8 protein-coding genes are annotated in these 9,901 nt (G+C 71.2%); 2 read left to right on the plus strand and 6 right to left on the minus strand.

Annotated elements, in window-relative coordinates; all coding sequences use genetic code 11:
• The 6 genes from dnaG to argA form a co-directional block, all read right to left on the minus strand.
• Positions 1-1,355: DNA primase (gene dnaG / locus RBXJA2T_RS01370; RefSeq protein WP_009855518.1), on the minus strand; the 1,355-nt coding region annotated here is incomplete at its 3' end.
• Entirely contained in the window at positions 1,352-4,390 is a 3,039-nt protein-coding gene (locus RBXJA2T_RS01375; RefSeq protein WP_029718344.1) for a GGDEF domain-containing phosphodiesterase, read from the minus strand. The genes dnaG and RBXJA2T_RS01375, both read right to left, overlap by 4 nt.
• A gap of 94 nt (positions 4,391-4,484) precedes the next feature.
• Positions 4,485-4,793, minus strand: coding sequence for an H-NS histone family protein (locus RBXJA2T_RS01380; RefSeq protein ID WP_009855520.1), 309 nt, complete (start codon positions 4,791-4,793; stop codon positions 4,485-4,487).
• An 86-nt stretch (positions 4,794-4,879) separates the two neighbouring features.
• The gene (locus RBXJA2T_RS01385; protein ID WP_009855521.1) at positions 4,880-5,923 is read right to left on the minus strand and encodes a Fe(3+) ABC transporter substrate-binding protein; all 1,044 of its coding nucleotides are present in this window, start codon (positions 5,921-5,923) and stop codon (positions 4,880-4,882) included.
• Positions 5,924-6,147: 224 nt separating this feature from the next.
• Entirely contained in the window at positions 6,148-6,420 is a 273-nt protein-coding gene (locus RBXJA2T_RS01390) for an oxidative damage protection protein (protein ID WP_009855522.1), read from the minus strand.
• Positions 6,421-6,436: 16 nt separating this feature from the next.
• Positions 6,437-7,777, minus strand: coding sequence for an amino-acid N-acetyltransferase (gene argA / locus RBXJA2T_RS01395; RefSeq protein WP_009855523.1), 1,341 nt, complete (start codon positions 7,775-7,777; stop codon positions 6,437-6,439).
• A 55-nt stretch (positions 7,778-7,832) separates the two neighbouring features.
• Here argA and RBXJA2T_RS01400 point away from each other — a divergent pair, with 55 nt between their 5' ends.
• Positions 7,833-8,222, plus strand: coding sequence for a VOC family protein (locus tag RBXJA2T_RS01400; RefSeq protein ID WP_009855524.1), 390 nt, complete (start codon positions 7,833-7,835; stop codon positions 8,220-8,222).
• A gap of 30 nt (positions 8,223-8,252) precedes the next feature.
• Positions 8,253-9,901 (plus strand): ATP-dependent RNA helicase HrpA (gene hrpA / locus RBXJA2T_RS01405; protein ID WP_009855525.1); only part of this gene is annotated, 1,649 nt, incomplete at its 3' end.

A 9,901-nucleotide genomic window follows, 5' to 3' on the forward strand; every position in this document is an offset into this window, starting at 1 on the left:
TGCGGCGCCTCCGGTGCCGGCCGCGTGGCCTCGCCGGCCCGCAGGCCCCAGCGCCGCGCCAGGTCTTCGCGCGGCAGCCGGGCGCGTTCGGCGATCTCGCCGAGCAGCTGGTCCTTCAGGCTGCCTTCGGGCAGCGCCGACCACAGCGGCCGGGCCTGCGCGGCCAGGCGCGCGCGGCCTTCGGCGCTGGACAGGTCGGCGTCCTCGGCGGCCAGCTCGACGAGCTGGCGCGACAGCGGCACGGCCGCGGCCAGCGCCTGCTCGAAGGCCTCGACGCCGAGCTCGCGAACGTAGCTGTCGGGGTCGTGCTCGGGCGGCAGGAAGAGGAACTTCACGCTGCGCAGGTCGGTGGCGTGCGGCAGCGCGGCCTCGAGCGCACGCGCCGCCGCGCGCCGGCCGGCGGCGTCGCCGTCGAACGAGAAGACGATCGCGTCGGTGAAGCGGAACAGCTTCTGCACGTGTTCGGCGGTGCAGGCCGTGCCCAGCGTCGCGACGGCGTTGTTCACGCCGTGCTGGGCCAGCGCGACGACGTCCATGTAGCCCTCGACGACGATCGCGCAGCCGCGTTCGCGCAGCGCCTGGCGGGCCTCGAACAGGCCGTAGAGCTCGCGCCCCTTGCTGAACAGCGGCGTCTCGGGCGAGTTGATGTACTTGGGCTTGCTGTCGTCGAGCACGCGGCCGCCGAAGCCGATGACCTCGCCGGCGACGTTGCGGATCGGGAACATCACCCGGTCGCGGAACCAGTCGTAGCGGCCGCGCTCGCTGTCCTCGGACTCGCCGTCGGCGGCCTCGCGGTGGCGCACCAGGCCGGCTTCCTCGAGCAGCGGGTCGTCGTAGCGCGGGAAGACGCCGGCCAGCGTGCGCCAGCCCGGCGGCGCGTAGCCGAGGCCGAAACGCGCGGCGACGACGCCGGTCAGGCCGCGCGCCTTCAGGTAGCCGACCGCCCGCGGGCTGGTCTTCAACTGGCCGCGGTAGAAGTCGTTGGCGCGCACCAGCACCTCGCCCAGCGACAGCCGGCGTTCGCGCAGCTTGTCGCGGCGCACCAGCTCCTCGGCGCTCAATTGCTCCTCGGGCACCTGCATGCCGACACGCTGCGCCAGGTCGCGCACCGCCTCGACGAAGCTCAGGCCCAGGTGTTCGGTGAGAAAGCGGATCGCGTCGCCCGAGGCGCCGCAGCCGAAGCAGTAATAGAACTGCTTGCTCGGGCTGACCGAGAAACTGGGCGACTTCTCGGCGTGGAACGGGCACAGGCCCATCAGGTTGGCGCCGCCGCGCTTGAGCTCGACGTGCTGGCCGACCACGTCGACGATGTCGACGCGGGACAGCAGATCCTGGAGAAAACCGGCGGGAATCACCCGCCGAGTCTAGCCAAGCCGTCGGCGGCCCCCGCCGGCGCGATGACGAACATGCCGCGGAAGTCGCGCACCCACTGGGCCACTTGCTGGGCGCGCAGCGGAGAGGCGATGCCGGTGCCCTGGCCGATGTCGCAGCCCAGCTCCAGCAGCATGCGCGCCTGAGCCGGCGTCTCGACCCCCTCGGCGACGACACTGCAGCCGAAGGTGCGCGCCAGGCTGATGATGCCCTCGACGATGCCGCGGTCCTGGGCGTCGTCGAGCATGTTGTGCACGAAGCTGCGGTCGATCTTCAGCGTGTCGGCCGGCAGGTCCTTCAGGTAGCGCAGCGGCGAGTAGCCGGTACCGAAGTCGTCGAGCGCGAAGCGCACGCCGAGCTCCCGGCACAGCTTCATCTGCTCGGTGGTGGTGGGGCTGTCCTCGGCGGCGATCGCGGCCGTCTCGACGACCTCCAGCTCGAGATAGGGCGCGAGGTCGTGGCCGTGGCGTGCGATCAGCGCCGCCAGCTGGGCGGCGAAGTCCGGGCGGCGCAGGTGGCGGGCCGAGACGTTGACGCCGACCGCGAAGTCCAGGCCGTCGCGGCGCCACTGCGCCAGGTGTTCGAGGGCCTGCGACAGCACCCAGTCGCCGACGCGCACCAGCAGCCGGTCGTCCTCGATGCAGGGCAGGAAGCTGTGCGGCGGCAGCTCGCCCTTGAACGGGTGTTCCCAGCGCAGCAGGGCCTCGAAGCCGACGACGCGGCCGCTGCGCATGTCGACCTTGGGCTGGTAGCGCAGCATCAGCTCGCCGCGGTCCAGCGCCTGTTCGATCTCCTCCTGGGCCATCGCCAGCGCCTCGCGCTCGCGGCGGCTGGCGGGATCGAACAGCACGTAGCCGTTGCGGCCCGACTGCTTGGCTTCGTACATCGCGTGATCGGCGTGGCGCAGCAGCGCCTCGGGGTCGCTGCGGTCCAGCGGATACAGCGTCGCGCCGAGGCTGGTCGTGATCGGCACCGGGGCCGCCGAGCTGTCGACCAGATAGGGCTGCGACAGCACGCGCAGCACGCGCACGATCGCGCGCCGGACCTCGTCGATCGAGCCGGCGCGCAGCAGCAGCACGAACTCGTCGCCGTGAAGCCGCGCCGCGACGTCGGCCCACTGATCGCGGCGGCGCAGCGTGTTGCGCAGCCGGCTCGCCAGCTCCACCAGCAGCCGGTCGCCGGCAGCGTGGCCGAAGCGGTCGTTGACGGGCTTGAAGCGGTCCAGGTCCAGGTAGCAGACGGCGACGAGGAAACCGTCGCGGTCGGCGACCTCCATCGCTTCGGCCAGCAGCGTCGACAGGTGGGCGCGGTTGGGCAGCCGGGTCAGCTCGTCGTACAGCGCCTGGCGCTCGAGCCGTTCGCGCTGCTGGCGCTGCTCGGTGATGTCGGAGATCACCAGCACGTGGTGGCTGATCCGGCGGTCGGCCCCGGGCACGGCCGAGATCGTCGCCTGCAGCGTGCGCAGGCTGCCGTCGGCGGCGCGTTCGTCGAGCTCGCCGCGCCAGCTGCCTTGCTCGCGCAGCGCGGCCCACATCTCGGCGCGCTGCTGGCGCGCACGCGCGTCGTCGGGCGCCGGGCTCAGCAGCGAGGGCACGGTGCCGATCAACTGCTCGCGCGCCACGCCCAGGATCTCGCCGTAGGCCGGGTTGGCCTCGAGCACACGCAGTTCGGCGTCGGTGACGAGCAGGCCTTCGTGCAGGTGCTGGAACAGGCTGGCCGACAGGCGCTGGCGGTCCTGCGCCTCGTGGCGCTCCTCGATGTCGGCCAGCGTCGCCAGGATGCGCGCCGGGCGGCCGTCGGGGCCGCGTTCGATGACCAGCAGCGTGGCCTGGCGCCAGCGCCAGCCGCCGTCGTGGCGCATGCGCAGTTCCAGCGGCAGGCGGCCGGCCTGGCCGGAGTCGATCAGCGCGATCGCCGCCTCCAGGTGGCTGCGGTCGTCCGGGTGCACCTGCGCCAGCCAGGTGGCCGGGGACCAGGCGGCGGCCTGCGCCGGGGCCAGCGTGCGCCAGGCCGTCGACGCGAACCCCTCGCCGCGATGCACGTGCCAGTCGGCCACGCCGAGGCGCGAGCCGTCCAGTGCCCACTCCCAGCGCTGCTCGCGCCAGCGGGCCTCGACGGCGCTGGCGTGCAGGATCAGCAGCATCGCGGCCTGCGTCGCGAGCCACGTGCCGGTGGCCAGCGCCCCCGGCTGCAGCGAGCCGGCCCACCACGGCGAACCCGAGGCGGTGGCCAGTGCGCCGGCGGTGGTGCAGGCCAGCAGCGCCGCGCCGGCCAGCGGCGCACCGTGCAGCGCGGCCAGCGTGACGAGCAGCAGCGGCGGCAGAAAAGGGAGCAGGGGGGCCAGCGCGCCGGCATGGTTGGCCGGCATGCACAGCAGCACGGTGGCGGCCGTCGCGCCGCCGATCAGTGCCAGGGCACTCGCGGCGCGTGCCGGCTTCGCCAGCGCCGCCATCGCACGCTGGTCCAGGGCCAGCAGCGGGAAGGCGGTCAGCAGTGCACCGACGGCCAGTGTCGCCCAGGCGGCCAGGACCGGCCCGGCCTGATCCACCGTCGGTGACAGCGCGGTCCAGCGCAGCGCGCCGGCAGCGACGATCGCCGCCACCGGGCCGAAGGCCAGCGTCGCCGCGGCAGCGAGCCAGCCGACGTCGCGGGCGCGTTCGAGCCGGCGTTCGAAGCCGACCTCGCCGAGCAGGCGCCAGGCCAGGGCCAGGCCGCAGCCCAGAGCCACCAGCGCGATCGCGATCTCCAGCGGCGGCAGCGGCAGCGCCAGCAACGCCAGCGCGGCGCCAAGGGCGGCGCCGGCGCCGGCCGCGGCGCCCCAGCGCAGCACGCAGGCGAGCACGACGCCGGCCGTGGGGCCCATCGTGCTCCACGGCATGTCGGCGAGGGAGAAGCCGCCCAGCAGGCCGGCGAGCAGGCAACCGAGCGCGGCGGCGAAAGCGCCGACGGCTCGTGCGGGGCCAGTCTGCCAGTCCGCCCGCAGTCGGGGCAGAAGTCGGCGGCTTTCGGAAGGGGTCACGCGGGGGTGGGGTGGCGGCGGCAGGCGAACCGCCGGATGCTACCGCCGCACCCGGGCATCGACCCGGGCCCGCCCCGCATTGGGGTGGCCGTCTTCAGACGGCGAAGTCGGACAGCGACCGGCCGTTGGCCAGCGCCGCCTTCAGCCACTTGGGCTGCAGGCCGCGGCCCGACCAGGTGTCGCCGGTGTCCGGATCACGGAACTTGGCCGGCACCTTGCCGGTGCTGCCGCGGCGCGGGGCCGCGGCACTCGTCTTGCCGCTCAGGTCGGCCAGCGTCAGCCCGTACTGCGACATCAGCGATTTCACCTGGGCGATCGCTGCAGCGCGTTCTTCGCGCTGCGTCTCGATGATCTGCTTTTCGAGTGCAGCCTTCTGCGCGAGCAGTTCGGACAACGTGGCCATCGAGGTATCTCCTGTCGAATCCGTCGGTGCCGGGGAATATACCACCGGCACCCCGATCGACCCGCGAGAAATCTCGCAGCGCGAAATCAGCGGTAACCGACGCGGTCCAGCATCTGCTGCACCGGAACCTGGTTGCGGCCGATCGTCGAAACCGGCACGGATTCCATCTTGAAGCTGCCGAAGGACTCGAGTGCGGGATTGCGCGGCTTGACCTCGGTGACTGCCGGCCATTCATTGTTGCCGTTGGCGAAATACAACTGGGCGTCGGCGCTGGCGAGGTATTCGAGGAATCGCACGGCGGCCTCCCGGTTCTTCGCGTGGCGCGCCACGGCACCGCCTGCGATATTGACGTGGGTGCCCGTCGTGGCCTGGTTCGGGAAGACCACGGCGATGCGCTCGACGACCTGCTGGTCGGCCGGGTTGGCCGAGCGCATCAGCCGCGCGAGGTAGTAGCTGTTGGTCACCGCGACAGCGCACTCGCCGCTGGCCACGGCCTTGATCTGGTCGGTGTCGCCGCCCTTGGGCGGGCGGGCCATGTTGTCGACCACGCCGCGCAGCCAGGCCTCGGTCTTCTGCGGGCCGAGGTGCTCGAGCATGGCGCCGAAGAGCGACAGGTTGTAGGGATGCGAGCCCGAGCGCGTGCAGACGCGACCCTTGTTCACCGGATCGGCGAGTTTTTCGTAGGTGTCGACTTCGGTGGCCTTGACGCGGGCCTTGTCGTAGACGATGACGCGCGCCCGCGTCGAAAAGCCGAACCACTGCGAGCCCTGGCCGGCGTCGTCACTGCGCAGCGTCGCGGGAATCCGTTGCTCGAGCACCCGGCTCTTCACCGGCTGGAAAAGCCCCTGGTTTTCAGCGCGCCACAGCCGGGCGGCATCGACGAGCAGCACGACGTCGGCCGGGCTGTTTTGTCCTTCGCTCTGCAGGCGTGCCAGCACGCCGGCGTCGTCGGCATCGACGCGGTTGATGCGGATGCCGGTCGCCTTCGTGAAATTGTCGTAGAGCGCCTCGTCGGTCTGGTAGTGGCGCGCCGAATAGAGATTCAGCACCGGCGTCTGGGCCTGGGCGGCGGAGACGGCGGCGAGAAGCACGGCGGCCGCGGCCGCACGGACGAAGGACGAACCCGACATGAAGGACTCCCGGACGATTGACGAGGCCGGGAGTCTAGCTTGTAACGAGAACGATTCTCGTTTTTCTGTATTCCTGTCGGGTCATCGGCGTCGCTCAGGCTGCCGGCGGGACATAGCCCGCCGGCGCGTCGGCTCCGCCGCCGAAGAAGGAACCGTTGGTGTGCACGTCACCTGCGCTGCGCGCAGATGAGTGCACCCCGCAGTTCTTCATGCCCGAGCTTCGCTCAGGCTGCCGGCGGGACATAGCCCGCCGGCGCGTCGGCTCCGCCGCCGAAGAAGAACTGCTCCATCTGGCGGGCGAGGTACTGGCGGGCGCGGGCGTCGGCCAGGTTCAGGCGGTTCTCGTTGACGAGCATCGTCTGGTGGCGCTTCCACTGCTCGAAGGCCTCCTTCGAGACGTTGTCGTAGATGCGCTTGCCGAGCTCGCCGGGGTAGGGCGCGAAGGACAGGCCTTCGGCTTCCTTCTTCAGGTAGACGCAGTTCACCATGCGGGCCATCGGGGTCTCCAGTCGTTCAGAACAGTCGTTTGACCAGCACCTGCGAGCGCCGGTCCCAGTTGTACTTGCGCTTGCGCGCCTCGGGCAGCCAGTCGGGGTCGACCTGGGCGAAGCCGCGCTTGATGAACCAGTGCATCGTGCGCGTGGTCAGCACGAACACGCTGTCCAGGCCCATCGCCTTGGCGCGGTGCTCGATGTGCTTGAGGATGCGCTCGCCGTCGCCCTGGCCCTGCGCCAGCGGCGAGACGGTCAGCGCCGCCATCTCGGCGGTGCGCGCCTCGGGGTAGGGGTAGAGCGCGGCGCAGCCGAAGATGATGCCGTCGTGCTCGATGACGGTGTACGCCGAGACGTCGCGTTCGATCTCGGTGCGCTCGCGTCGCACCAGCGTGCCGTCGCGCTCGAAGGGTTCGATCAGCTGCAGGATGCCGCCGACGTCGTCGGGCGTCGCTTCGCGCAGGCTTTCCAGCTTCTCGTCGACGACCATCGTGCCGATGCCGTCGTGGGTGAAGACTTCCAGCAGCAGCGAGCCGTCGGCGGCGAAGGGCAGGATGTGCGAGCGTTCGACGCCGTGTTCGCAGGCCTTGACGCAGTACTGCAGGTAGAACGCAGGGTCGGTGGGCTTGGTCGGTGCCGGCCACGAGGCCAGCAGCCGGCGCGCGTCGGCCAGCGTCAGCTCGGTGTCGATCGGGCTCTCCGGGTCCGCGGGGTTCTCGCGGATGCCCGGCACCTCGGTCATGAAGACCAGCTTGTCGGCCTGCAGCGCCATCGCGGTGGACGTGGCCACGTCCTCCATCGTCAGGTTGAAGGCCTCGCCGGTCGGCGAGAAGCCGAACGGCGACAGCAGCACCAATGCGCCGATGTCGATCGCGCGGCGGATCGCGGCGTGGTCGACACGCCGCACCAGGCCGCTGGACTGGAAGTCGACGCCGTCGACGATGCCGACCGGGCGCGCGGTGAGGAAGTTGCCCGAGACCACGCGCACCGTGGCGTTGGCCATCGGCGTGTTCGGCAGGCCTTGCGAGAACGCGGCCTCGATCTCGAAGCGCAGCTGGCCGGCAGCTTCCTGGGCGGCGTCCAGCGCCACCGGGTCGGTGATGCGGCGGCCGTGGCTGAAGCGCGAGACGTGGCCCTTGGCGGCGAGCTGCTCGTCGACCTGCGGCCTGAAGCCGTGCACCAGCACGATCTTCAGCCCCATCGCGTGCAGGATCGACAGGTCCTGCACGAAGGCGTTGAGCTTGCCGGCGGCGATCATCTCCCCGGTCACCGCGACGACGAAGGTCTTGCCCCGGTAGGCGTGGATGTACGGCGCGACGGCGCGGAACCAGGGGACGAAGGTGTGCGGGAAGACGACACTCATGGCGCGGGCGATTGTGCCGCAGCATCGTCGCCGCACCCCTCAGACAGGAGATCGCATGGACGTCTTCAAGACCCACGGCGCTTTCAGCTGGAACGAACTGCTGACGGCCGACCCTGAGCGCGCCGCCGCGTTCTATACCGGGCTCTTCGGCTGGGCCGTCGAGACCCACGAGATGTCGGTCGGCCCGTACCGTGTCGTCAAGACCGCCGACGGCACCGCGGTCGGCGGCATCATGGCCTTCCCGCCCGACACGCCGAAGGAAGTGCCGCCGCACTGGGCGGGCTACGTCACGGTCGATTCGGTCGACGACACGATCACCAAGGCGCTCGACCTCGGCGGCAGCGTGCTGGTGCCGGCGATGGACGTGCCCGGCGTCGGCCGCATGGCCGTGCTGCGCGACCCGACCGGCGCGGCGATCAACGTCATCCGCTACGAAGCGATGTGATCCCGCGGGCGCGGCCATAATCCGCGCCCCGTGTCCGACACTCGCCCCGGGCGGCCGGCCAACCCGGTTCCGCCGATCACCTATCCCGAATCGCTGCCCGTCTCGGCTCGCCGAGACGAGATCGCGCGTGCGCTTTCCGAGCACCAGGTGGTCATCGTCTGCGGCGAGACCGGCTCGGGCAAGACGACCCAGTTGCCGAAGATCGCGCTGGAGCTGGGCCGCGGCCTGGCGAACTGGGACAAGGGCGGCCGCGGCCTGATCGGCCACACGCAGCCGCGGCGCATCGCCGCCTCCAGCGTCGCCAAGCGCATCGCCGAGGAGCTGAACTCGCCGCTGGGCGAGGTCGTCGGCTACAAGGTGCGTTTCCAGGACCGGCTGCAGCCGGGCGCCTCGGTCAAGCTGATGACCGACGGCATCCTGCTGGCCGAGACGCAGACCGACCCGCTGCTCAAGGCCTACGACACGCTGATCATCGACGAGGCCCACGAGCGCAGCCTCAACATCGACTTCCTGCTCGGCTACCTGCGCCAGCTGCTGCCGCGCCGGCCCGACCTGAAGATCGTCGTCACCTCGGCGACGATCGACGCCGACCGCTTCGCCAAGCACTTCGAGTCGGCGGCGGGCCCGGCGCCGGTGATCATGGTCTCGGGCCGGCTGTACCCGGTCGAGCAGCGCTGGAGGCCGTTCGAGGAGAAAAAGGACTGGGATCTGGGCGACGCGATCGCCGATGCCGTCGACGAGCTCTGGCGTGGCGGCTCGGGCGACATCCTCGTTTTCCTGCCCGGCGAGCGCGAGATCCGCGAGACCGCCGACCACCTGCGCAAGCACCTGGCCAGCACCGCGCGCGGCGGGCCGCAGCCGGAGATCCTGCCGCTGTTCGCGCGCCTGTCGCAGGCCGAGCAGGACCGCGTCTTCGAGGCCGGCAACGGCCGGCGCATCGTGCTCGCGACCAACGTCGCCGAGACCTCGCTGACGGTGCCCGGCATCCGCTACGTCGTCGACTCGGGGCTGGCGCGCGTCAAGCGCTACAGCTACCGCAACAAGGTCGAGCAGTTGCAGGTCGAGCCGGTCAGCCAGGCCGCGGCCAACCAGCGCGCCGGCCGCTGCGGGCGTGTCGCCAACGGCGTCTGCATCCGCCTCTACGACGAGGCCGACTTCAACCAGCGCCCGCGCTTCACCGATCCCGAGATCCTGCGGTCCTCGCTGGCCGGCGTCATCCTGCGCATGAAGGCGCTGCGCCTGGGCACGGTCGAGGACTTCCCGTTCCTGGAGCCGCCGCCGAAGAAAGCCATCGCCGACGGCTACGCGCTGCTCGACGAGCTCAACGCGATCGACGACGGCGGCGAGCTGACGAAGACCGGCCGCGAACTCGCCAAGCTGCCGCTGGACCCCCGTGTCGGCCGCATGATCCTCGAGGCGCGTGACCGCCACGCGCTGTCGGAGGTGCTGGTCATCGCCTCGGCGCTGTCGGTGCAGGACGTGCGCGACCGGCCGCTGGAGCAGCAGCAGGCCGCCGACGAGAAGCACCGCAAGTTCGACGACGAGAAGAGCGAGTTCGTCGGCTACCTGAAGCTGTGGCACTGGATCGAGGAAGGCCGCGGCCATGTGCACGCCGGAGGACTCCCTCTCCCCGCGAGCGGGGGAGAGGGTGGGGGTGAGGGGCCGTGCCGCGCCACCNC

It is taken from the genome of Rubrivivax benzoatilyticus JA2 = ATCC BAA-35, from assembly GCF_000190375.1.
Classification (GTDB): domain Bacteria; phylum Pseudomonadota; class Gammaproteobacteria; order Burkholderiales; family Burkholderiaceae_C; genus Rubrivivax; species Rubrivivax benzoatilyticus.

What these genes read in the sequence shown, in the direction of transcription:
- RBXJA2T_RS01380 (WP_009855520.1), bottom strand. Translation starts at nt 4,793, where the DNA reads ATGGCCACGTTGTCCGAACTGCTCGCGCAGAAGGCTGCACTCGAAAAG.
- RBXJA2T_RS01385 (WP_009855521.1), bottom strand. Translation starts at nt 5,923, where the DNA reads ATGTCGGGTTCGTCCTTCGTCCGTGCGGCCGCGGCCGCCGTGCTTCTC.
- RBXJA2T_RS01390 (WP_009855522.1), bottom strand. Translation starts at nt 6,420, where the DNA reads ATGGCCCGCATGGTGAACTGCGTCTACCTGAAGAAGGAAGCCGAAGGC.
- argA (WP_009855523.1), bottom strand. Translation starts at nt 7,777, where the DNA reads ATGAGTGTCGTCTTCCCGCACACCTTCGTCCCCTGGTTCCGCGCCGTC.
- RBXJA2T_RS01400 (WP_009855524.1), top strand. Translation starts at nt 7,833, where the DNA reads ATGGACGTCTTCAAGACCCACGGCGCTTTCAGCTGGAACGAACTGCTG.